The sequence below is a fragment of the Leifsonia williamsii genome (genome assembly GCF_030433685.1).
Lineage (GTDB): Bacteria > Actinomycetota > Actinomycetes > Actinomycetales > Microbacteriaceae > Leifsonia > Leifsonia williamsii.
Map to the genome: position 1 here is coordinate 1,518,262 of NZ_JAROCF010000001.1, position 23,053 is coordinate 1,541,314.

Here is a 23,053-nt window from a genome sequence, read left to right on the forward strand (position 1 = left end):
CGGGGCGCGTCGCTGCGGTGCGGCGCGCGGTGGCCGTGACTAGCCGGCGGACGCCGTCTGGATGGCCGACGCCATGTCCTTCAGCGCCTCGTCGACCGTCTTGTCGCCCTTCAGGGCGGCGTACGAGTTGTCCTGCACGGCCTTGGTGATGGCCGGGTAGAACGGCGACACCGGCCGCGGCACCGCGTTCTCGATCGAGGTCTTCAGCGTCGACAGGTACGGCAGCTGGGAGTTGAGCTGCGCGTCGTCGTACAGCGACGCCACCACGGGTGCCAGCGAGCCCTGCGTGACGAAGAACTTCTGCGTCTCCTCGCTCTGCAGGAACTTCAGGAACTCGAATGCGGTGGCCTTGTGCTTGGAGTACACGCTGATCGCCGCGTTGTGACCGCCCAGGCTGGAGACGCCCGGCTTGCCCTCGGTGACGCCCGGGAGCGGAGCGATCCCGAAGGTGTCCTTCACGGTCGACTCGCCGTCGGTCTTGGCCAGGTTGTACACGTACGGCCAGTTGCGCAGGAACATCAGCTTGCCGGCCTCGAACGCCTGGCGGCCCTGCTCCTCCTGGTAGGTGATGGCCTCGGCCGGAATCTGCCCGTTCTTGAAGCCGTCCACCAGACGCGACAGGCCCTTCTTGGCCTCCGGGCTGTCGACCGTGACCTTCTTGCCGTCCTCGCCGACGATCGTGCCGCCGTCGGTGTTGATCGCCTCGGCGACGTTCACGGTCAGGCCCTCGTACTGCGCGAACTGACCGGCGTAGCAGCCGATGCCCTTCGCCTTCGCGATGTCGCAGTCCTTGAGCATCGCCTCCCACGTCGTCGGCGCCTCTGGCACGAGGTCCTTGCGGTAGTACAGGATGCCGCCGTCGGAGGTCTGCGGCGCCGCGTACTGCGTGCCGTTGTAGGTGCCCGACTTGACGGTCGGCTCCAGCAGCTTCGAGTTGTCCATCTTGAGCTTGCCGGTCAGCGGCTGCAGCCAGCCCTTGGCCGCGAACTCACCGGTCCACACCACGTCGACGTCCACGACGTCGTAGTTGGAGTCCTTGGCCTGGAAGTGCTGCACGAGGTCGTCGTGCTGCTGGTCGGCCTTGTCGGTCTGCTCCTTGAAGGTGACCTTCTCATCGGGGTGGGACGCGTTCCACTTGTCGACGAGGGGGCGGACGACGTTGGAGTTGTCCTTGCCCTGCACGTACGTGATCGGTCCCTTGCTGTCGAGGCCCGAGTTGGCGTCGCCGCCGCCCCCGCTGCCTCCCGAACCTCCGCCCGTGCATCCCGCCAGAGCGAGGCCGACAAGGGCCACTCCTGCGACCACGGAGAGACGTGCTGCTTTCATTTCACTCCTCATTGAGCTCTTGGTGCAGGCGCGGGTGCGCCCGGGGTCAAGCTACCCCCGCATCCAGGGGCCATGCAAGCGTTTACGTCAAGCGCTTGCATAACGAAGTGGTCTCGGGCGCGGCGGATCGAATGCCTATATTCTAGCCAAGCTAGTTAACTGCGCCGGCCGGTGAAAGGGATGCTGATGGGCGACATGACGCTGATCGAACAGGGGCTGCGAGAGCTGCTGACGGCCGAGCGCGGGCTCCGCGAACTGCTGGACGACGAGCCGGAGTGGTACCCAGCGCTGCTGCGTCAGCTTCAGCTCGCGGTGGGCGACGAGCGCATCATCTATCTCGGCGCGTCGGCGGCGAGCGGCGTCGCCACGGTCACCCTCCGGGTCGGCGTCTTCACCGACCGGATGGTCATCGCGACCGAGGTGTTCGACGGCGGCGACGGCGATCCCCAGGTCGTCACCCGCGTCGAGAGCAGGGCCTCCCTGCTGCGCTTCGAGCTGCACGGCGGCTCGGAGGCCGAGGGCGCCCCCGACGCCTGGCCAGGAGGCTTCCGCATCCGCGCCTTCTACCGCTCGGGGCTCACCGTGAGCGTGCCCGCCAACGTCGTCGACACCGAGGCGAAGCGGGTCTCCGTGCACGCCGTCCTCGACGGCATCCGTGCCGATCTGGTCGCCGGTTCCGCTCTGAGCGCACCCGCGGAAGGGGCCGACGAGTCCGGGGTTACGCTTTCCGAGTGAGCGGGATGCGCGGGATGGCCGGTGCCGGCGGCGGCGGCGGAGGCGGCATGCGGTCGCGGATCAGCGCGAGCGATGCCGACGCGCAGAAGGCCCTCAACGCGACGGCCCCGCGGATCCCGAACCTGTTCCGTCGGATCGTCGCCCTCTTCGCCCCGCACAAGGCCGCGATCATCGTCACCATGGTGCTGGTGCTCGCGGGCGCCGCGCTGTCGGTCGTCCCGCCGCTGCTGACCGAGCGCGCCTTCGACCAGGGGCTGTTCCCGACCTCGGGAGGCGGGCCGAACGTCCCCGTGCTGACCGAGATCGTGATCGCGATGATCGTCGTGTTCGTCGGCTCGGCGCTGCTCGGCGTCTGGCAGACCTACCTCACCGCCTCCGTCGGCAACAAGGTGATGGGCGCCCTCCGCGTGCGCCTGTTCTCGCACCTGCAGTCGATGGAGCTGAGCTTCTTCACCCGCACGAAGACCGGCATCATCCAGTCGCGCCTGCAGAACGACGTGGGCGGGGTGGCGAACGTGCTCACCAACACCATGTCGAGCATCCTCGGCAACACGGTGACGGTGATCGCGGCCCTCGTCGCGATGATCCTTCTCAACTGGCAGCTGACGATCGTCGCGGTCATCCTGATGCCGATCCTCGTCATCGCGCAGCGCCGCGTGGGGCAGGTGCGTGCGCGCATCGCGACGAAGACGCAGGAGTCGCTGTCGGACATGACCGCGATCACCCAGGAGACGCTGAGCGTGTCCGGCATCCTGCTGTCGAAGAGCTTCAACCGGCAGGCGGCCGAGGTGGAGCGGTACTCCGACGAGAACCGCAACCAGATCCGGCTCCAGGTGTCGCAGGCGATGAGCGGCCAGTGGTTCTTCGCGATGGTCAACATCTTCCTGTCGTCCATCCCCGCGATCGTCTACCTGATCTCGGGCTGGCTGATCCTCGGCGGGGCCGCCGACATCACCGCGGGCACCATCGTCGCCTTCACGACCGTGCAGGCGCGCCTCCTCTTCCCGCTGCTCGCCCTCATGCGCGTCTCGCTCGACCTGCAGACCTCGTCGGCGCTCTTCGCCCGCATCTTCGAGTACCTCGACCTGAAGCCCGCCATCGCCGACCGGCCGGACGCGGCGCCGGTCGACCCGTCGCGCGAGCTGGGCCGCATCGAGTTCGACCATGTCGTCTTCCGCTACCCGGATGCGAGGGAGGGGGAGCGCAACACCCTCGACGACGTCTCGTTCGTCATCGAGCCGGGCGAGTTCGCCGCCTTCGTCGGCCCGAGCGGCGCCGGCAAGACCACGGTCTCGTACCTGATCCCGCGGTTCTACGACGCGACCTCCGGCCGCATCCTGTTCGGCGACGCCGACCTCCGCGACCTGCAGCAGGACTCGCTGGTCTCGCACATCGGGGTGGTCAGCCAGGAGACCTACCTCTTCCACGCCTCCATCGCCGAGAACCTGCGGTACGCCCGTCCCGACGCGACCCAGGAGGAGCTGGAGGAGGCGGCCCGCCGCGCCAACATCCACGACACGATCGCGGGCTTCCCCGACGGCTACGACACCGTCGTGGGCGAGCGCGGCTATCGGCTCTCCGGCGGCGAGAAGCAGCGCATCGCGATCGCCCGCGTGCTGCTGAAGGACCCGGAGGTGCTCATCCTCGACGAGGCGACCAGCGCCCTCGACACCATCTCGGAGCGCGTCGTGCAGCAGGCCCTCGACACGGCCTCCCGCGGCCGCACCACCATCGCGATCGCCCACCGCCTCTCCACGATCGTGGCCGCCGACATCATCTTCGTCGTCGACCACGGCCAGGTCGTCGAGCGCGGGACGCACCGCGAACTGCTCGAGGTCGGCGGCGTCTACGCGCGGCTCTACCGCGAGCAGACCGAGGGCGCGCTGCTGGAGGAGTGACCCCGGGCGTTCGCCGGCGCGCGCTAGGCTCCGCCCATGACCACCATCCCCGAGCTCCTGCACGCGAACCTCCACGACGTGTTCGGCAACCGCGACGCGGCGACCCGGCGCGCGGCGATCGACCGCATCTACGCGGAGGACGTCGTCTTCACCGATCCCGAGGGGGAGGTGCGCGGGCGCGACGCGCTCGAGCAGAAGGCGGCGGGACTGCTGGCGAGCGTCCCGGAGGCCTTCGCGTTCGCCGAGGACGGGCCGCAGTACCTCTCCGAGACCGCCGGCGTGCTGGCCTGGACCTTCGGACCGGAGGGCGCCCCGGCCGTGCGCGGGGTCGACGTCATCCGGGTGGCAGACGGGCGCATCGTGTCGCTGCTGACGGTGCTGGCGCCCTCCGAGGGCTGACGCGCTGCACGCTCCGCGGGATCCGGTTCCCCCGCCGCATCCGCAGTGTTAGCCTGGCCTAACATCTGGATCAGGGGAGGCGGAATGGCCGTCGACGTGGGCGAGCGCACCACGCGCGCACCCCTGCGCCTGCTCCTTCTGCTCGGCCCCGCGTTCGTCGCCGCCATCGCCTACGTCGACCCCGGCAACGTGGCGGCGAACCTGACGGCCGGCGCCCGTTACGGCTACCTGCTCGTGTGGGTGCTCGTCGCGGCGAACGCCATCGCGGTCTTCATCCAGTACCAGTCGGCGAAGCTGGGGCTGGTCACCGGACGCAGCCTCCCCGAGCTCCTCGGCGCCCGGCTCGGCACCGGGACGCGCCGGGCGTTCTGGGTGCAGGCCGAGCTCGTCGCCGCCGCGACCGACATCGCCGAGGTGATCGGCGGCGCCATCGCGCTGAATCTGCTGTTCGGCCTCCCGCTCCCGCTCGGCGGGCTGATCGTCGGCGTCGCCGCCATCGCGATCCTGGCCGTGCAGTCGCGCCGGGGGCAGCGGCCCTTCGAGGCGATCATCCTCGGGCTGCTCGGCGTGATCGCCGTCGGCTTCCTCGCCGGGCTCGTCGTCAGCCCGGTCGACTGGGGCGCGGCCGCGGGCGGCCTGGTCCCGCGCTTCGACGGCGCGCCCACGGTCCTGCTCGCGGCGAGCATGCTGGGTGCGACCGTGATGCCGCATGCGATCTATCTGCACTCGGCCCTCGCGCGCGACCGGCACGGCATCGCGGCGGAGCGCGGGAGGCTGCGGGAGCTGCTCCGGGCGACCCGGGTGGACGTCGTGCTCGCGCTGATCCTCGCCGGTGCCGTCAACATCGCGATGCTCCTGCTCGCCGCGTCGTCGCTGCGCGGCGTCGACGGCACCGACACGATCCAGGGCGCGCACGCCGCCATCGCCTCCGCGCTCGGACCGGCGGTCGGCGTGATCTTCGCGGTCGGCCTGCTCGCCTCGGGCCTCGCCTCCACCTCGGTCGGCAGCTACGCGGGCGCGACGATCATGGGCGGCCTGCTGCACGTCCGGGTGCCCCTGCTCGCGCGCCGCGTCATCACGCTCGTGCCGGCGATCGTCATCCTGGCGCTCGGCGTGGAGCCGACCTGGGCCCTGGTGCTGTCGCAGGTCTTCCTCAGCCTCGGCATCCCGTTCGCGATGATCCCGCTGCTGCGCCTGACCGGCTCCCGCGCCGTCATGGGCGAGCACGTGAACCCGTTGTGGGTGCGGATCGCGGGAGGTGCGGTGGCGGCGCTCGTGGTCCTCCTGAACCTCGCGCTCGTCGTGCTCACCCTGGTGGGCTAGGACGCGGTCGCCACCCACACGGCGGCGGCCGCGGTCGCGCCGAGCACGATGGTCGCGCCGTCGATCAGCACCGTGACGTCCCCGGCGAAGGCGCGGTGCTCGTCCACCTGCAGGACCGCATCGAGCCGGAGGCCGCGCTCGCCGAGATAGCGGAGCACCGCAGGGTCCGCGTCCGAGATCCGCGCGACCGTGAGCGGCACGCCCGCGGGCGCCGAGAGCAGCGCCACCGCCGCGGGCCGCCGTGGCTCGCCATCGGCCGTCGGGATCGGGTCCCCGTGCGGGTCGCGAGCCGGGTGCCCGAGCCGCCTGTCGATCCGGGCGACCAGCTCGTCCGAGACGGCGTGCTCCAGCACCTCCGCCTCGTCGTGCACCTCGTCCCAGCCGTAGCCGAGCTCGGCCACGAGGAACGTCTCGATCAGCCGGTGCCGCCGCACCATCTGCACCGCGTGCCGCCGCCCGGCTTCGGTCAGCTCGATGCCGCCGTACGGCTCGTGCGCGACCAGACCCTGCTCGGCGAGCCGGCGGATCGCGTCGGAGACGGTCGCGGCGCGCACGCCCATCCGCGAGGAGAGCTGCTTCACCGTGACCGGGTCGCCCTCCCATTCAGTGGCCGACCAGATCAGCTTGAGGTAGTCCTGCGCGACGGACGAGAGGTCGGAGACAGGCATAGGCCGATTCTAAGTGGCGCAGTAACACGGGCCCGGGCTCCAGCGCGCGCTGTTAGCGTGGGTCGGGTGAAGTACGCAGAGACCATCGTCGACCTCGTCGGCGACACGCCCCTCGTCAAGCTCAACAGGCTCACCGAGGGCATCGCGGCAACAGTGCTCGTCAAGCTCGAGTATCTGAACCCCGGAGGATCGTCCAAGGACCGCATCGCGTCGCGCATCATCGACGCGGCCGAGAAGGAGGGGCTCCTCAAGCCCGGTGGCACCATCGTGGAGCCCACCAGCGGCAACACCGGCGTCGGCCTCGCGCTCGTCGCCCAGCAGCGCGGCTACCGCTGCGTCTTCGTGCTGCCGGACAAGGTCGGCGAGGACAAGCGCAACGTGCTGACCGCGTACGGCGCCGAGATCGTGGTGACCCCGACCTCCGTGCCGCCCGAGCACCCCGACTCCTATTATTCGGTGTCCGACCGGCTCGCCGCCGAGATCCCCGGCGCCTTCAAGCCCAACCAGTACTTCAACCCCAACGGCCCGCGCAGCCACTACGAGACCACCGGCCCCGAGATCTGGCGCGACACCGAGGGCCGCATCACGCATCTCGTCGCCGGCGTCGGCACCGGAGGCACCATCTCCGGCACCGGCCGCTACCTCAAGGAAGTGTCGGAGGGGCGGGTCCGCATCGTCGGCGCCGACCCCGAGGGCTCGGTCTACTCCGGCGGGACCGGCCGGCCGTACCTGGTCGAGGGCGTCGGTGAGGACTTCTGGCCCGGCGCGTACGACGCGTCCGTCGTCGACGAGGTGATCGCGGTCAGCGACGCCGACTCCTTCCACATGACGCGCAGGCTCGCGCGCGAGGAGGGGATCCTGGTCGGCGGGTCGAGCGGCATGGCCGTCGTCGCCGCCCTGCGCGCGGCGAAGGACCTCGGCCCCGACGACGTGGTGGTCGTGATCCTGCCCGACGGCGGCCGCGGCTACCTCGGCAAGATCTTCAACGACAAGTGGATGCGCTCCTACGGCTTCAGCGAGGTGCCGGACGAGTCGACGGTGCACGACCTGATCAAGACCAAGCGCGGCGATCTGCCCGACCTCGTGCACACGCACCCGGCCGAGACCGTCCGCGACGCCATCCACATCATGAACACCTACGGCGTCTCGCAGCTCCCGGTGCTGACCGCGGAGCCGCCCGTGGTGATGGGGGAGGTCGCGGGCGCCCTCGACGAGACCTCTCTCGTCGACGCCGTGTTCAGCGGTCGCGCGCAGATGAGCGACACCGTCGGCGCGCACCTCGGCGACCCGCTGCCGCTGATCGGTGTCAACGAGCCGGTCACCGCGGCGCGTGCCGCGCTGGCAACCGCGAACGCCCTGCTGGTCACCGACGGCGGCAAGCCCGTTGCGGTGCTCACCCGGCAGGACCTCCTCAACTTCCTCAGCGAGTAGCCCCGCGCTCCTCCCTTCCGCTCCCGACACCCAAGGACAGCAATGACTGACGCCCACAACGCCGACGGCTTCGCGACCCGCGCCATCCACGTCGGACAGGAGTTCGACCCGACGACCGGCGCGATCATCCCGCCGATCTACCAGACCTCGACCTTCGTCCAGGACGGGATCGGCGGGTTGCGCGGCGGCTACGAGTACGGCCGCGCCGGCAACCCGACGCGCACCGCTCTCGAGACCCTGCTCGCCTCGCTCGAAGGCGGCGTGCGGGCGCTGTCGTTCGCCTCCGGGCTCGCCGCGGAGGATGCGCTGATCCGCGCCGCACTGACCCCGGGCGATCACATCGTGCTCGGGAACGACGTGTACGGCGGGACGCACCGGCTGATCGAGCGGATCCACGGCGCGTGGGGCATCCGCAACACCACGGTCGATCTCGCCGACCTCGATGCGGTGCGCACGGCGCTCGCCACCGAGGGCACGCGGATGCTCTGGATCGAGACGCCGAGCAACCCGCTGATGAAGGTCAGCGATCTGGCGGCGCTCGTGACGCTCGGCCACGAGGCCGGCGCCGTGGTGGTCGTGGACAACACCTTCGCCTCGCCGGCTCTGCAGCAGCCGCTGTCGTTCGGAGCCGATGTCGTGGTGCACTCCACGACGAAGTACCTCGGCGGCCACTCCGACGTGATCGGCGGCGCCCTGGTCTTCGCGGGGGAGGAGCTGGCCGAGAAGGCGCAGTTCATCCAGTTCGCCGCGGGCGCGGTCTCCGCCCCGCTCGATGCGTGGCTCACCGTCCGCGGCATCAAGACGCTGGACGTGCGGATGAAGCGGCACAGCGAGAACGCCCAGGCGATCGCCGAGGCGCTGGTGGGTCACCCGGGAGTCGACGCCGTCTACTACCCGGGCCTGCCGACGCACCCCGGTCATGAGCTCGCCGCGGCACAGATGAGCGGCTTCGGCGGGATGCTCTCCGTCGCGCTCAGCGGGGGCGCGCCGGCAGCGCGCCGGTTCGCCGAGTCGACGCGCGTCTTCCAGCTGGCGGAATCGCTCGGCGGGGTGGAGTCGCTGATCGGCTACCCCTCCGAGATGACCCACGCCTCGGTGCGCGGGACTGCGCTCGAGGTGCCCGACAACATCGTGCGCCTCTCCGTCGGCATCGAGGATGTCGCGGACCTCCTCGCCGACGTCGAACAGGCCGTGGGAGCGTGACGCAGCGGCGGTTCTCCGCGGAAGTCAAGCGCGACACGCCCGGATTGCAGTGCAGATTTGCGAGCCTTCCGGGCCTTGCGTAAAGTACTTACTTGTCACCCCAAAGGTGCGGGAGAGCCGAAGAGCTCCCCGGCCTCAAGCGGGACCATCATTCTGAGCCTGACGGCGAAACTGAACTTGTGAGAGTCGGTTCGCTGCGTTTAGGATGAACACCTCCACTTCTTGATCGGATTCGATCGGCGCGGCGCGCTGAGTTGACATCCTGGTCCGGAGTGGTAAGGTAGGGAAGTTGCCTCACGGTGAAGCCTGGAAGGGTGGAGCGTGGGTGCGTCCGATCCTTGAGAACTCAACAGCGTGCACAATGTCAAATGCCAAATTATCCTCGGCATTCGTGTGATGGTTTCGACCTGATCGTGAGTGTTTGAGATTCCTTTGGATTAGAAACAGAATGTCAGTAGATATTCGAAACTAGTCAGAACAAACTCGCAGTGTGGAGCATATTTCCTGTTTCGCCTGCACTATGTTTCCTGGTTGCTTGCAGCTAGGGCATAAACATTTTACGGAGAGTTTGATCCTGGCTCAGGACGAACGCTGGCGGCGTGCTTAACACATGCAAGTCGAACGATGAACCCGGAGCTTGCTCTGGGGGATTAGTGGCGAACGGGTGAGTAACACGTGAGTAACCTGCCCTTGACTCTGGGATAACCTCCGGAAACGGAAGCTAATACCGGATATGACGTGCGGAGGCATCTCCTGTACGTGGAAAGAATTTCGGTCAAGGATGGACTCGCGGCCTATCAGGTAGTTGGTGAGGTAATGGCTCACCAAGCCTACGACGGGTAGCCGGCCTGAGAGGGTGACCGGCCACACTGGGACTGAGACACGGCCCAGACTCCTACGGGAGGCAGCAGTGGGGAATATTGCACAATGGGCGCAAGCCTGATGCAGCAACGCCGCGTGAGGGATGACGGCCTTCGGGTTGTAAACCTCTTTTAGTAGGGAAGAAGCGAAAGTGACGGTACCTGCAGAAAAAGCACCGGCTAACTACGTGCCAGCAGCCGCGGTAATACGTAGGGTGCGAGCGTTGTCCGGAATTATTGGGCGTAAAGAGCTCGTAGGCGGTCTGTCGCGTCTGCTGTGAAAACCCGAGGCTCAACCTCGGGCCTGCAGTGGGTACGGGCAGACTAGAGTGCGGTAGGGGAGAATGGAATTCCTGGTGTAGCGGTGGAATGCGCAGATATCAGGAGGAACACCGATGGCGAAGGCAGTTCTCTGGGCCGTAACTGACGCTGAGGAGCGAAAGCGTGGGGAGCGAACAGGATTAGATACCCTGGTAGTCCACGCCGTAAACGTTGGGCGCTAGATGTGGGGACCATTCCACGGTTTCCGTGTCGCAGCTAACGCATTAAGCGCCCCGCCTGGGGAGTACGGCCGCAAGGCTAAAACTCAAAGGAATTGACGGGGGCCCGCACAAGCGGCGGAGCATGCGGATTAATTCGATGCAACGCGAAGAACCTTACCAAGGCTTGACATACACGAGAACGCTCTAGAAATAGGGAACTCTTTGGACACTCGTGAACAGGTGGTGCATGGTTGTCGTCAGCTCGTGTCGTGAGATGTTGGGTTAAGTCCCGCAACGAGCGCAACCCTCGTTCTATGTTGCCAGCGCGTTATGGCGGGAACTCATAGGAGACTGCCGGGGTCAACTCGGAGGAAGGTGGGGATGACGTCAAATCATCATGCCCCTTATGTCTTGGGCTTCACGCATGCTACAATGGCCGGTACAAAGGGCTGCAATACCGTAAGGTGGAGCGAATCCCAAAAAGCCGGTCTCAGTTCGGATTGAGGTCTGCAACTCGACCTCATGAAGTCGGAGTCGCTAGTAATCGCAGATCAGCAACGCTGCGGTGAATACGTTCCCGGGCCTTGTACACACCGCCCGTCAAGTCATGAAAGTCGGTAACACCCGAAGCCGGTGGCCCAACCCTTGTGGAGGGAGCCGTCGAAGGTGGGATCGGTGATTAGGACTAAGTCGTAACAAGGTAGCCGTACCGGAAGGTGCGGCTGGATCACCTCCTTTCTAAGGAGCAGCTGGCACCCACTGGGTGTCCATGCGCCGGATCCGAGGCGAATGTTCTCGGCCGGTTAGCTCATGGGTGGAACATTGACATTGGTGTCGGGCTGAAGGGCCCGAGCTCAGTACGCTTCTTCGGAAGTTGGAACGGTTCGGATCTGGATGGCCGGCACATGCACGCTGTTGGGTCCTGAGGGACCGGACCTCGCTCGATACGAGTGGGAGACGAATCCTCTGGACCTTTTCTTGTTGGCCATCACTCGGCCGGCGGAGAAGGTACCGCCCGTACTTTGAGAACTACACAGTGGACGCGAGCATCTTAGATTGATCCTTTATGGATCAGTCACTAGATGATCTGATTTATTAGATCATTGGTCAATCTGCTCATCTTCGGATGAGTCGATCGATTCTAAAACTCATGTGATTTCAAGTTTCTAAGAGCAAACGGTGGATGCCTTGGCATCTGGAGCCGAAGAAGGACGTAGCAATCTGCGATAAGCCTCGGGGAGTTGATAAGCGAACTTTGATCCGAGGATGTCCGAATGGGGAAACCCCGCTGGGCCCGTGAGGTGACCCAGTGACTCCCGCCTGAATATATAGGGCGGGTAGAGGGAACGTGGGGAAGTGAAACATCTCAGTACCCACAGGAAGAGAAAGCAAAAGCGATTCCGTTAGTAGTGGCGAGCGAAACCGGAAGAGGCTAAACCGATCATGTGTGATAGCCGGCAGGCGTTGCATGGTCGGGGTTGTGGGACTTTTCTGCAGCTTCTGCCGAACTGCGAGCGTTACAGAGGATCATAGGTGAATGGCTTTGAAAGGTCAGCCGTAGAGGGTGCCAGCCCCGTAACTGAAATGGTCCGATGGCGCGAAGAGTATCCCAAGTAGCACGGGGCCCGAGAAATCCCGTGTGAATCTGTCAGGACCACCTGATAAGCCTAAATACTCCCAGATGACCGATAGCGGACAAGTACCGTGAGGGAAAGGTGAAAAGTACCCCGGGAGGGGAGTGAAATAGTACCTGAAACCGTTTGCTTACAAACCGTTGGAGCCTCCGTGTTGGGGTGACAGCGTGCCTTTTGAAGAATGAGCCTGCGAGTTAGCGATATGTGGCGAGGTTAACCCGTGTGGGGTAGCCGTAGCGAAAGCGAGTCTGAATAGGGCGATTCAGTCGCATGTCCTAGACCCGAAGCGAAGTGATCTATCCATGGCCAGGCTGAAGCGACGGTAAGACGTCGTGGAGGGCCGAACCCACTTAGGTTGAAAACTGAGGGGATGAGCTGTGGATAGGGGTGAAAGGCCAATCAAACTTCGTGATAGCTGGTTCTCTCCGAAATGCATTTAGGTGCAGCGTTGCGTGTTTCTTGCCGGAGGTAGAGCTACTGGATGGCCGATGGGCCCCAAAAGGTTACTGACGTCAGCCAAACTCCGAATGCCGGTAAGTGAGAGCGCAGCAGTGAGACGGTGGGGGATAAGCTTCATCGTCGAGAGGGAAACAACCCAGACCACCAACTAAGGTCCCTAAGCGCGTGCTAAGTGGGAAAGGATGTGGAGTTGCACAGACAACCAGGAGGTTGGCTTAGAAGCAGCCACCCTTGAAAGAGTGCGTAATAGCTCACTGGTCAAGTGATTCCGCGCCGACAATGTAACGGGGCTCAAGCACGCCACCGAAGTTGTGGCATTGACATTTTTGGTAGGCCTTCGTGGTCCAGCCGTGTTGATGGGTAGGAGAGCGTCGTGTGGCGAGTGAAGCGGCGGTGGAAACCAGCCGTGGACGCTACACGAGTGAGAATGCAGGCATGAGTAGCGAAAGACGGGTGAGAAACCCGTCCTCCGAAAGACCAAGGGTTCCAGGGCCAGGCTAATCCGCCCTGGGTAAGTCGGGACCTAAGGCGAGGCCGACAGGCGTAGTCGATGGACAACGGGTTGATATTCCCGTACCGGCGAAGAACCGCCCAAGCTAATCCAGTGGTGCTAAGAGTCCTAATCCCGGATTCGGATCCCTTCGGGGTGAAGGTCCGGGCCTAACGCTCGACCCCATGCTGGTGCGGCTAGCGTATTAACAGGTGTGACGCAGGAAGGTAGCTGTACCGGGCGATGGTTGTCCCGGGGCAAGGATGTAGGGCAAGAGATAGGCAAATCCGTCTCTTATAGAGCCTGAGACCTTACGCATAGCCGTCAAGGCGAATTCAGTGATCCTATGCTGCCGAGAAAAGCATCGACGCGAGGTTCCAGCCGCCCGTACCCCAAACCGACTCAGGTGGTCAGGTAGAGAATACCAAGGAGATCGAGAGAATCGTGGTTAAGGAACTCGGCAAAATGCCCCCGTAACTTCGGGAGAAGGGGGGCCTGAGGCGTGAAGGGATTTACTCCTGGAGCGTTTGAAGGCCGCAGAGACCAGTGGGAAGCGACTGTTTACTAAAAACACAGGTCCGTGCCAAGTCGCAAGACGATGTATACGGACTGACGCCTGCCCGGTGCTGGAAGGTTAAGAGGAAGGGTTAGCTTTACGCGAAGCTCAGAATTTAAGCCCCAGTAAACGGCGGTGGTAACTATAACCATCCTAAGGTAGCGAAATTCCTTGTCGGGTAAGTTCCGACCTGCACGAATGGCGTAACGACTTCCCAGCTGTCTCAACCGCGAACTCGGCGAAATTGCATTACGAGTAAAGATGCTCGTTACGCGCAGCAGGACGGAAAGACCCCGTGACCTTTACTATAGCTTGGTATTGGTGTTCGGTGTGGCTTGTGTAGGATAGGTGGGAGACTATGAAGCCGGCACGCCAGTGTCGGTGGAGTCATTGTTGAAATACCACTCTGGTCACTCTGGATATCTAACTTAGAACCGTAATCCGGTTCAGGGACAGTGCCTGGTGGGTAGTTTAACTGGGGCGGTTGCCTCCCAAAAAGTAACGGAGGCGCCCAAAGGTTCCCTCAACCTGGTTGGCAATCAGGTGTCGAGTGTAAGTGCACAAGGGAGCTTGACTGTGAGACTGACAAGTCGAGCAGGGACGAAAGTCGGGACTAGTGATCCGGCAGTGGCTTGTGGAAGCGCTGTCGCTCAACGGATAAAAGGTACCTCGGGGATAACAGGCTGATCTTGCCCAAGAGTCCATATCGACGGCATGGTTTGGCACCTCGATGTCGGCTCGTCGCATCCTGGGGCTGGAGTAGGTCCCAAGGGTTGGGCTGTTCGCCCATTAAAGCGGTACGCGAGCTGGGTTTAGAACGTCGTGAGACAGTTCGGTCCCTATCCGCTGCGCGCGTAGGAAATTTGAGAGGATCTGACCCTAGTACGAGAGGACCGGGTTGGACGAACCTCTGGTGTGCCAGTTGTTCTGCCAAGAGCACCGCTGGTTAGCTACGTTCGGGATGGATAACCGCTGAAAGCATCTAAGCGGGAAGCCGGCCTCAAGATGAGATTTCCATACCCTTTGGGTGAGAGGCTCCCAGCTAGACTACTGGGTTGATAGGCCGGATGTGGAAGTGGGGACTAAAGACCCATGGAGCTGACCGGTACTAATAAGCCGATAACTTGATAATCACTACTCTCATACTGTTGTAAGGCTGGTATGAGAGGCCAGATTGCCCGCGTCCACTATGTGGTTCTCGATGTACGGTCGAGAACCGATTCAAGCAAAGCTTGATCGTTCACTTTGATACATCAATAGTGTTTCGGCGGCCATAGCGAGAGGGAAACGCCCGGTCACATTCCGAACCCGGAAGCTAAGACTCTCTGCGCCGATGGTACTGCAGGGGGGACCCTGTGGGAGAGTAGGACACCGCCGGACTTCTTCGTGAAATGGCCACCCAGTGATGGGTGGCCATTTTTCGTTTAACGACCGTCTTAATCGACGGTCACTTCTGCTGCATCCGTGCCGCCTCCTCGAAGCGCTGCCGCGGGTGGCGCACGGCGCTCGTGGGAGCCGTGTCCCGCGGGGTGACGGCATTCGCGATCCAGCCGAGCGCGAGGCGCAGCCGCCGAGCGGTGCTGGGCAACGCGATCGCGTGATAGACCTTGTCCACCGCCCAGGCCGGCACCCCGCGAAGCGGTACGCCGCGCAGAACAGCGGCGCCCTGCAGGCCGCTGTAGCTGGCGAGCGTGCCGAGGTTCTTGTGCCGATACTCGACGGGGGCCTCACCGCGGGCGGCTCGGCGCAAGTTCTCGGCGAGGGTCTTCGCTTGGCGGATCGCATTCTGCGCGTTCGGGGGATAGTAGGCCGGCTGCTTCTGGGCCGTCAGGTCCGGGACCTGCGCCGCGTCGCCGAGCGCCCAGAGGCCGTCGATGCGGTGGCCATCGTCGTCCACGACGTGCAGCGTGGCGTCGCACTGAACATGCCCCTTCGGCCCCAGCGGCACACCCGCGTGCTGGAGGACGGGGTGGGGCGTGACACCCGCGACCCAGACCAGCGTGTCCGTCGGAACGGAACGGCCGTTGCTCAGCTGCACGACACCTCCCTCGCAGCTCTTCGTCTCCGTCTTCAGGAGCACCTCGATGCCACGCCGGCGAAGCAGGCGCAGCGTCCACTGGGAGAGCTGGGGCGTGAGCTCCGCCGCGATGCGATCGGCCACCTCCACCAGCAGCCACCGCATCTGCTCGCCGTCGAGTTCGGGAAGGCGGTCGATCTCCGCCGAGGCCAGACGCTGGAGCTCGGCGATCGCCTCCACGCCGGTGTACCCGCCGCCGATGAAGACGAAGGTGAGGGCGCGCTCGCGAGCCTGCGGGTCGGTGGTGGCCGCGGCGAAGCGGAGGCGTTCGAGCACGTGGTCCCGGAGGTAGATCGCCTCCTCGATGCTCGAGAAGCCGATCGCGTTCTCGACGAGACCCGGGATGGGCAGGATCTTGCTCACGGCACCGAGCGCGAACACGAGGTGGTCATAGGAGAGCTGCCGCGTCGAGCCGTCGATGCCCTCGACGACGGCGATCTGCGCCTCCGGGTCGACCGACTGCACGGAGCCCGCGACCACGTCGGCGTGCCGCAGCGGTCTGCGCAGCGGCACCGCGGTGTCGCGCGGCTGGGTCTCGCCGCCGGCGACCTCAGGCAGCAGCGGTTTGTAGGTGAGGTACGGCTGCGGGTCGACGACGGTCAGCCGCAGCCGATGGGCGCCCGCCTCCCGTCTCAGGTCGCGAGCGAGGGTGAAGCCGGCGAAACCGGCCCCGAGAATGAGGACGTGCGGCTCTGTCATGAGCGTGCTCCTTCCGCGGTCTCGATGGGGATCCGCCCCTCCGTGGTCGCCGTGCCGCCGGAGAGCAGCTGGAACGCGCTCCGGACGAGGGCGAAGTGGCTGAAGGCCTGGGGCGCGTTACCGAGCTGCCGCTCGCCGCGGACGTCCCACTCCTCGCTGAGCAGGCCGACGTCGTTGCGGAGGGCGAGCAGGCGCAGGAACAGCTCCTCCGCCTCGTCGCGACGGCCGGCGCCGATCAGCGCGTCGACCATCCAGAAGGAGCAGGCGAGGAAGACGCCCTCCTGGCCGGGGAGTCCGTCGTCGCTCGCCTCCGGGCGGTAGCGGAGGACGAAGCCGTCGACCGTCAGCTCGCGCTGGATCGCGTCGATCGTGCCGATGACGCGCGGGTCGTCGCCGGGCAGGAAACCGACGCGGGGGATGAGCAGCAGGGCGGCATCCAGCTCTTTCGAGCCGTAGGACTGCACGAACGTGTTCCGGTCGGCGTCGTAGCCGTTGGCCAGGATGTCGCGGCGGATCTGCGCCCGGAGCCGCTCCCAGCGGCGGACCGGACCGGGCAGGCCGAAGCGCCGGGCGCCCTCCACCATCCGGTCGGCGGCGACCCAGCTCATGAGCTTGGAGTGCGTGAAGTGCCGGGTGGGGCCGCGCACCTCCCACAGGCCGCTGTCCTTCTCCTGCCAGATGCGGCTGAGGTGGTCGATCAGCACCTGCTGCACGGACCAGGCGTCGTCGCCCGCTCCGATCGTCGTCCTGGTCAGCGCAAGGCCGTCGAGCACCTCGCCCCACACGTCGAGCTGCAGCTGCTCGGCGGCGGCGTTGCCGATGCGCACCGGGGTCGAGCCGTCGAAGCCGGTGAGCCAGTCGAGCGACTCCTCCGGCAACCGGCGACGGCCGTCGATGCCGTACATGATGCGGAGGTCGGGCGGGTCGCCGGCCACGGCGCGCAGCAGCCAGTCGCGCCAGGCCCGCGCCTCGTCCTCGTAGCCGGCGGTGAGCAGGGACTGCAGCGCGAGCGTCGCATCCCGGAGCCAGCAGAACCGGTAGTCCCAGTTGCGCGGGCCGTCCGGCTGCTCGGGGAGGGAGGTGGTGGGGGCGGCGACGATGCCGCCGGTCGGCTCGTAGGTGAGCGCTTTGAGCGTGATCAGCGAGCGCTGGATCGCGTCACGGTAGGGGCCGTAGGCCCGGCCCTGCGCGCTCCACCTCGTCCAATACAGCTCGGTCGCCGCCAGCGCCTCCTGCGGATCGGCCGGCTCAGGTGCGGGCAGGTGGCTCGGGAACCAGGTCAGCACGAAGCTCACCCGCTCGCCCGCCGAGACCGTGAAGTCGGCGACCGTACGCAGGTCGCGGCCCGTGAGCGGGACGTCGGAGGTCACCAGCACGGCGTCGGGGCCGGCGATCGCGCGGATGCCGCGCTCGACGCTCGTCACCCAGGGGACGACGTGTCCGTAGTCGAACCGGAGCAGCAGGTCGAGCTCCATCTCCACGGATCCGGACAGCCCCTCCACGGTCCGCACCAGATCGGCGGCGCGATCGCGAACGGGCATGAAGTCGGTGACACGGACGCCGCCGTCGGGCGTCTCCCACTCGGTCTCGAGGATCAACGTGTCGCCGCGGTACCGCCGCCGCGTGCACCGGTCCGCTCCGCGCGGGGCGATGCGCCAGCGGCCGGCGCGGTCCTGGTCGAGCATGGCCGCGAAGCAGGCGGCCGAGTCGAAGTGCGGCAGGCACAGCCAGTCCACCGACCCGTTCACCGAGACCATCGCCGCGGTGTGGAGGTCGCCGATGAGCGCGTAGTCCTCGATCCGTCGCTGCGTCACACGGCCCATTCAACGCCCGCCACCGCGATCCGCAACGCCCCGTTGTCACCGGCCGGCAGTAGCCTGCCCGCATGGATCAGCGGATCACCCTCGTGACGCTCGGCGTCGACGACCTGGCCCGGGCGCGGGCGTTCTACGAAGACGGTCTCGGCTGGCGCCCCGCCGATGCGCCGGACGGCGTCGCCTTCTACCAGCTCCCCGGCATGGCGTTCGCGCTGTGGAGCAGGGAGGAGCTGGCCGCCGACGCCAGGACTCCCGTCGACGGGCGGTTCAGCGGCATCGCCCTGGCGTGCAACCAGCGCAGCCCGGAGGAGGTCGACGCCGTGCTCGCGGCCGCCGCAACCGCGGGTGCGCGCATCCTCAAGCCCGCGGAGGCCACGCCGTGGGGCGGCTACTCGGGATACTTCGCCGACCCGGACGGCCATGTGTGGGAGGTCGCGCACAACCCGGGTTGGCCGCTCGCAGCGGACGGGACGGTCACCGTCGGCGCGGGCGGCTGACGGCGGCGTCGGCGGCCTGCTGCGCGACGGCGAGGCGCTCGGCGAGCGGGCGGAGACGGGCCTTCCCGAGGTTCTGCCGGGCGATCCAGTGGGCGTCGGCGTCTTCGGCGGTCGCCAGGCGCTCCAGCAGCGGCACGCCCTCGTCGGGTGCGGCGACGGTGACGACGCTCACGGCGTAGCCGAGCGCCTGACGGAGCACGCGGACGTCGTCGTCGCGGCGCCGGGTGGGCGGCTCGACCAGGAACAGATCGACCGCGTCCTCGACGACCTCGCAGGCCGCCACGGCGTGGCGGGGATCGTGCAGGAGGGGTGGCTCGGCCACGGCGGCGACCGCGGCGCGGACCAGGAGGGGCGAGTGCGACTCCAGCCAGGTGCGGGCGAGGGCCAATCCGTCGGTCCAGTCGGCCGCGAGCATCCGCTGCGCTCCGGTGGCCGCCAGCTCGCGCACCCGCCACCGGTCGTCGCGCGCGGCGCTGGTGAGCAGTTCGCGGGCGCCGAGCGCACCGGCAGCGAGGGCGGCGCAGGCGGCGAGGAACTCGACCTGCCCGGGCGGGACAGCTGCGCTCAGCTGCGGCGGGGAGGCGAGCCAGCGGGTGAGGAGGGCGAGGGCCGCATTGCGGTCGGGGGAGCCGGCGGCGAGGTCGGCCAGCCGCCCGGCCAACTCGAGGTTCGCCCGCGGGCCGGGGAGCCGGCTGCCGGAGGCGAGGGCCGCCTCCAACTCCGCCGGGCTGCCGGACAGCGCCTTCTGCCAGAGCGAGGCGAGGGAGGGTGCGGACGGATCGGGCGAGCCTTCGGTCATGGCGCGAGTCTAGGGTTCGCCCCGGCGGGTCGTCAGCCCGGGCGCACGGCGGATTCACGGCTGAGGGTATTGCCGGTCGATGCGTCGTCCCGGATAGTGGTGGTGTGCGCACGTTCGGTGTGGAGGAGGAGCTCCTCCTGGTGGACGAGCGGGGGGTCGCTGCGCCGGTCGCTCCGCTCGCGCTCGCGGATGCGCCCGCCGTGGTCGGCGGGCCGCAGGTCAGCGCCGAGATCCAGCAGGAGATGATCGAGACGCAGACCAGTCCGCTGCTGCGCACCTCCGACCTCTTCGCCGAGATCGTGGCGGGCCGCGCCCTGGCCGACGGCCTGGCCCGCCCGCACGGCGCCCGCGCGGCTGCGGTCGCGATGTCCCCGCTGCGGCTGCGCCCGCACGTCACGGACGACCCGCGCTACGCCATGATGCTGGAGCGCTACGGCGCCACCGCACGGCACACCCTGGTCTGCGGCCTGCACGTGCACGTCGGCATCAGTTCGCGCGAGGAGGGCGTCGGCATCCTCGACCGGATCCGCAACTGGCTTCCGGTCCTGCTCGCGCTGAGCGCCAACTCCCCGTTCGCGGGCGGCGCCGACAGCGGCCACGCCAGCTACCGCTTCGTCGCCTGGCACCAGTGGCAGTCGGCGGGCCCCACCGACGTCTTCGGTTCGGTGGAGGCCTACGACCGGTTCGAACGGCTGCTGGTCGACACCGGCGTCATCCTCGACAAGGGCATGCTGTACCTCGACGCGCGGCTGTCGCACCGGCAGCCGACGGTGGAGGTGCGGGTCGCCGACGTGTGCCTCGACGCCCGCGACACGGCGGTTCTGGCCGCGCTCGTCCGCGCCCTGGTGGAGACCGCCGACGCCGAGAACCGCGTCGGCATCCCGCCCGTCGCCGTCCCGTCGGCCGCGCTCCGGCTCGCCGAGTGGCAGGCGGCGCTGACGGGCGTGACCGGGCGGCTGCCGCATCCCGTCACCGGGCTCGAAGGCAGCGCCGTGGACGCCGTGGAGGCGCTGGTCGCGCACACCATGCCGGCGCTCCAGGCCAACGGCGACGACGTCATCGTGCGGCGTGGTGTCACGCGCATCCTCGCGGCCGGCGGAGGCGCCGGACGGCAGCGCGCGGCGTACGCGAAGCGCGGTCGCCTGCGCGACGTGGTGGCCGCCGCGGTGGCGATCACGCACGAGCAGGCCACCGAGGACGACGACCTCGTCGCGTAGCGTCACCGCACCTTCCGTGGCGGTGCGAACACGCCTATTCTCCCAGTCAGATGCAGGTGCGACCGACTGCAGGTGCGACCGACGCGGAGGGGACCGGGATGACGGGCAAGGAACTCGCGCACCAGCACGCCGTCTACACCTACGGCTCGCTCCCGCTGACCCTCATGTACAGCCCCACGGCGACGGCGGCGTGGGAGGTCTACTACGGCGGCGAGTACCTCGGCCTCATCGAGGAGGTGCGCACCCCCGGCGAGCTGTGGCCGTCGTTCGTCGCCCGCCCTCCCGGTGAGGAGGAGTCGGGCGAGGGCATCCCCGCGCGCGACTGGCGCGTCGCCGTCGAGGTGCTGGCCGGGCAGGCCGGGCTCTAGCGGGCGGAGCCGCTTCCTCCGGACGATGCTCTAGAAGGCGAACTGGGCCCACTCGTCGCGCGACAGGGCGGTGCGCTCGCCTGCGGATTCCACGATCCACTCGTGCGGCGTACCCCCCAGGTACGTGCACAGGACCGTCTCGCTGCTCCAGCCGTCCGCCGAGCGGATCCAGCGGACCAGGTGGATGTCCTGCCCCGGCTTCGGAGCGTTCCCGATCGGTGTGTCATAGGTCGTCACGCGGCACCCCTCCCCATTCGTGCTGCCTGCTTGAGGCAGACCCTATCGGGGTACAGGGCCGGGGGACAAGAGAGGGAGCCGGTCCGTGGCCGGTCGGGCGGTCGAACGCCCGTTGAACGTCAGTCGAACGGGCGCTCGCCGCCGTCGGTGAGATCGTCGAACTCGTCGTCGCCGGCGGGGTCCGCCCGGTCGGGCTCGACGACGCCGTCGGCGTCGTACGGCTCGGGGCTGTCGCCCTCGGCGATGGCGTCGGTGTCGATGGGCTCGCCGGAGGGCGTCTCCGGGAACTCCTGCTTGGCGTCGCTCATGGTCGTCTCCTCTCCGAGCGCGCACCGGTGGTGCGCGCCGTGTCGCGGTGCCCGCGATCGTAGGCGCGGGAAGGGACGGCGGGAAGGGGCCGAGCCAGGGCCGTGGGGCGCTCGCCGCGGTCGGGGGTGCGGCCTAGGCTGGATGCCATGCCCTCCGACGACGTGGATGCCCGCCGCGCGCCCGGCGCCCGCCTCCCGGGCGGTTCACCCGACGGCGGTGTGCTCGGCCCGCGGTTCCGCTGGGTCAGCATCGGCATGTGCGCGCTCATCATGCTGGCGGCGTTCGAGAACCTCGCGGTCACCACGATCATGCCGACGATCAGCCGCGAGCTCGACGGCGCCGGGCTGTACGCCTTCGCGTTCGCCGGCCCGCTCGCGGTGAGCGTGGTCGGGATGGTCGTGGCCGGCTCCTGGTCGGATCGGGGCAATCCGCGCACGGCGCTGTACGGCTCGGTGGCACTTTTCGCCGCCGGCCTGCTGATCGCCGGCCTGGCGCCGACGATGCCGCTGTTCGTGGGCGGCCGGCTGGTCCACGGGCTGGGTGGAGGCGCGCTGACCGTCGCCCTGTACGTGATCGTCGCCCGGGTCTACCCGCCGGTGCTGCATCCGCGCATCTTCGCCGGCTTCGCGGCGGCCTGGGTGATCCCGTCGCTGATCGGTCCCTTCGTGGCCGGGCTGGTCGCGGACCACGTCGGCTGGCGCTGGGTGTTCCTCGGGGTGCTCGCACTGATCGTGCCCGCGATGGGGATGGTCGTGCCGGCGATGCGCGGGATGCGCGGACCGGCGCAGGGGGAGGAGCGTCCCCCGCGCGACCTCCCGCGCATCGGTTGGGCCGTGCTGCTCGCCGTCGCTGTCCTGGTGCTGACGCTCACCGCGGAGGCCACTGGGGTGCTGCAGTGGGCGGGACCGGTGGTCGCCGGGGTGGTCGCGCTGCTCGCCCTGCGGCCGCTGCTGCCGGCAGGCACACTGCTCGCGCGTCGCGGCCTCCCGAGCGTGATCCTCATGCGCGGCCTGGTCGCCGGGGCGTTCTTCGCCGCCGAGGTGTACGTGCCGCGCCTGATGGTGACGCAGTACGAGGTCTCCGCGCCGGAGGCGGGGCTGGCGTTGACGGCGGCGGGACTCACCTGGGCGGTCGCGTCGTGGCTGCAGGGACGCTTCCCCGGGCTGTCGCACCGGACGACCGCGACGCTGGGAGCGGCCGGGCTGACGATCGCGATGGGGTCGCTCATCTCGACCGTGCTGTTCGGTCTGCCGCCCGCGGTGATCGTCGCCGGCTGGGCGGTGAGCGGTGCGGGCATGGGGGTCCTGTTCCCGCGGCTGGGCGTGCTCACGCTCGAGGACTCCACGCCGGCCGACCAGGGCTTCAACAGCGCGGCGCTCAGCATCACGGACGCGATCGGGTCGTCGATCGCGCTCGCCGCGACCGCGATCGTGTTCTCGGCGCTGGGACCGCTGGGCGGCGGATGGCCGTTCGTCGGGGCCTTCGCCGTCACCTCGGTCTTCGTGGTGGGGGTGTGGCTGAACGGGCCGCGGATGCTGCGCCAGCGGGCCTGAACGTTCCCCTGCCGAG

General features: G+C 67.5%; 17 protein-coding genes and 3 rRNA genes. 13 read left to right on the forward strand and 7 right to left on the reverse strand.

The features are described 5' to 3' along the window. Positions 1–39: 39 nt before the first annotated feature. A complete protein-coding gene (locus P5G50_RS07185; RefSeq protein ID WP_301212684.1) occupies positions 40–1,326 on the reverse strand; it encodes an ABC transporter substrate-binding protein in 1,287 nt (428 codons plus the stop codon). Positions 1,327–1,512: 186 nt separating this feature from the next. On the opposite strand from P5G50_RS07185, the gene P5G50_RS07190 reads away from it, so the two are divergent. The 4 genes from P5G50_RS07190 (at position 1,513) to P5G50_RS07205 (ending at position 5,681) form a co-directional block, all read left to right on the forward strand. Continuing rightward, positions 1,513–2,061 carry a hypothetical protein gene (locus P5G50_RS07190; protein WP_301212685.1) on the forward strand — a complete coding sequence of 183 codons (549 nt, stop codon included), beginning with the start codon at positions 1,513–1,515 and terminating at the stop codon, positions 2,059–2,061. Positions 2,062–2,075: 14 nt separating this feature from the next. Beyond that, on the forward strand, positions 2,076–3,959 hold the full coding sequence (locus P5G50_RS07195; RefSeq protein ID WP_301212695.1) for an ABC transporter ATP-binding protein: 1,884 nt from the start codon (positions 2,076–2,078) through the stop codon (positions 3,957–3,959). Positions 3,960–3,995: 36 nt separating this feature from the next. Further along, positions 3,996–4,358 (forward strand): nuclear transport factor 2 family protein, encoded by a 363-nt coding sequence (locus P5G50_RS07200; protein ID WP_301212686.1) that lies wholly within the window; start codon positions 3,996–3,998, stop codon positions 4,356–4,358. An 84-nt stretch (positions 4,359–4,442) separates the two neighbouring features. Then, positions 4,443–5,681: an Nramp family divalent metal transporter gene (locus P5G50_RS07205; protein WP_301212687.1), complete on the forward strand. Its 1,239-nt coding sequence runs from the start codon at positions 4,443–4,445 to the stop codon at positions 5,679–5,681. On the opposite strand, the gene P5G50_RS07210 is transcribed toward P5G50_RS07205, so the two are convergent. Next, positions 5,678–6,349 carry a metal-dependent transcriptional regulator gene (locus P5G50_RS07210; RefSeq protein ID WP_301212688.1) on the reverse strand — a complete coding sequence of 224 codons (672 nt, stop codon included), beginning with the start codon at positions 6,347–6,349 and terminating at the stop codon, positions 5,678–5,680. The genes P5G50_RS07205 and P5G50_RS07210 overlap by 4 nt on opposite strands. A gap of 66 nt (positions 6,350–6,415) precedes the next feature. Between P5G50_RS07210 and P5G50_RS07215 the strand changes: the two genes are divergently transcribed. The 5 genes from P5G50_RS07215 (at position 6,416) to rrf (ending at position 14,844) form a co-directional block, all read left to right on the forward strand. Beyond that, positions 6,416–7,780: a cystathionine beta-synthase gene (locus P5G50_RS07215; protein ID WP_301212689.1), complete on the forward strand. Its 1,365-nt coding sequence runs from the start codon at positions 6,416–6,418 to the stop codon at positions 7,778–7,780. A gap of 42 nt (positions 7,781–7,822) precedes the next feature. Continuing rightward, complete coding sequence (locus P5G50_RS07220; RefSeq protein WP_301212690.1) at positions 7,823–8,983, forward strand: cystathionine gamma-synthase; 1,161 nt, start codon at positions 7,823–7,825, stop codon at positions 8,981–8,983. Positions 8,984–9,539: 556 nt separating this feature from the next. Continuing rightward, positions 9,540–11,063, forward strand: a 16S ribosomal RNA gene (locus P5G50_RS07225). A 418-nt stretch (positions 11,064–11,481) separates the two neighbouring features. Beyond that, positions 11,482–14,596: ribosomal RNA gene (locus P5G50_RS07230) — 23S ribosomal RNA — on the forward strand. 131 nt (positions 14,597–14,727) lie between these two features. Further along, positions 14,728–14,844: ribosomal RNA gene (gene rrf / locus P5G50_RS07235) — 5S ribosomal RNA — on the forward strand. Together the 16S, 23S and 5S rRNA genes form the textbook arrangement of a ribosomal RNA operon. 67 nt (positions 14,845–14,911) lie before the next feature. On the opposite strand, the gene P5G50_RS07240 is transcribed toward rrf, so the two are convergent. Next, a complete protein-coding gene (locus P5G50_RS07240; RefSeq protein ID WP_301212866.1) occupies positions 14,912–16,240 on the reverse strand; it encodes an NAD(P)/FAD-dependent oxidoreductase in 1,329 nt (442 codons plus the stop codon). Beyond that, the gene (locus P5G50_RS07245) at positions 16,237–18,054 is read right to left on the reverse strand and encodes a glycoside hydrolase family 15 protein (RefSeq protein WP_301212867.1); all 1,818 of its coding nucleotides are present in this window, start codon (positions 18,052–18,054) and stop codon (positions 16,237–16,239) included. The genes P5G50_RS07240 and P5G50_RS07245 overlap by 4 nt, the downstream gene beginning before the upstream one ends. Before the next feature lie 71 nt (positions 18,055–18,125). Here P5G50_RS07245 and P5G50_RS07250 point away from each other — a divergent pair, with 71 nt between their 5' ends. After that, on the forward strand, positions 18,126–18,554 hold the full coding sequence (locus P5G50_RS07250; RefSeq protein ID WP_301212868.1) for a VOC family protein: 429 nt from the start codon (positions 18,126–18,128) through the stop codon (positions 18,552–18,554). On the opposite strand, the gene P5G50_RS07255 is transcribed toward P5G50_RS07250, so the two are convergent. Further along, positions 18,532–19,353, reverse strand: a complete 822-nt coding sequence (locus tag P5G50_RS07255) for a hypothetical protein (RefSeq protein ID WP_301212869.1) — start codon at positions 19,351–19,353, stop codon at positions 18,532–18,534. The two genes, P5G50_RS07250 and P5G50_RS07255, sit on opposite strands and share 23 nt — an antisense overlap. A 104-nt stretch (positions 19,354–19,457) precedes the next feature. Here P5G50_RS07255 and P5G50_RS07260 point away from each other — a divergent pair, with 104 nt between their 5' ends. Beyond that, positions 19,458–20,570, forward strand: a complete 1,113-nt coding sequence (locus tag P5G50_RS07260) for a glutamate--cysteine ligase (protein WP_301212870.1) — start codon at positions 19,458–19,460, stop codon at positions 20,568–20,570. 98 nt (positions 20,571–20,668) lie between these two features. Then, positions 20,669–20,938, forward strand: coding sequence for a hypothetical protein (locus P5G50_RS07265; RefSeq protein WP_301212871.1), 270 nt, complete (start codon positions 20,669–20,671; stop codon positions 20,936–20,938). A gap of 30 nt (positions 20,939–20,968) precedes the next feature. On the opposite strand, the gene P5G50_RS07270 is transcribed toward P5G50_RS07265, so the two are convergent. Then, positions 20,969–21,175 carry a hypothetical protein gene (locus P5G50_RS07270; RefSeq protein WP_301212872.1) on the reverse strand — a complete coding sequence of 69 codons (207 nt, stop codon included), beginning with the start codon at positions 21,173–21,175 and terminating at the stop codon, positions 20,969–20,971. Between the two features lie 119 nt (positions 21,176–21,294). Next, positions 21,295–21,483, reverse strand: a complete 189-nt coding sequence (locus P5G50_RS07275) for a hypothetical protein (RefSeq protein WP_301212873.1) — start codon at positions 21,481–21,483, stop codon at positions 21,295–21,297. Positions 21,484–21,630: 147 nt separating this feature from the next. On the opposite strand from P5G50_RS07275, the gene P5G50_RS07280 reads away from it, so the two are divergent. Beyond that, positions 21,631–23,037 (forward strand): MFS transporter, encoded by a 1,407-nt coding sequence (locus tag P5G50_RS07280; RefSeq protein WP_301212874.1) that lies wholly within the window; start codon positions 21,631–21,633, stop codon positions 23,035–23,037. The last annotated feature ends 16 nt before the right edge of the window (positions 23,038–23,053 follow it).